The organism is Monashia sp. HAY1-5C (assembly GCF_056755255.1).
Window position 1 is genome coordinate 1 of sequence record NZ_JBPGXG010000550.1, and the last position, 252, is coordinate 252.

At 41.3% G+C, this 252-nt stretch carries 1 protein-coding gene; it reads right to left on the bottom strand.

What is annotated here, in order from left to right:
- On the bottom strand, positions 1 to 252 hold a 252-nt coding region (locus ACR9ZK_RS22725; RefSeq protein ID WP_481344187.1), incomplete at both ends, for a glycosyltransferase.

Genomic DNA, 252 nt, shown 5'->3' on the forward strand with positions numbered 1-252 from the left:
TCCAGATACTGCATGGTTGAAGTAAGAGATTCGTCATCGTTTCTTACCATCAGGTTTCCACCTACACCTCCTAAGTTTTTGTAGACATAGAAGGGGAGTAGCGACTTTTCAATCGCATCATTGTCAAGTGACGAATCGGCATCAATATGTACAATAAATTTCCCTTTCGAGTATTTGAGACCAAGATTGGCTGCCGATGCTTTACCACCACGAATTTCGGAGCGTAGAAATTTAGTGATAAGTCCTCTTTCT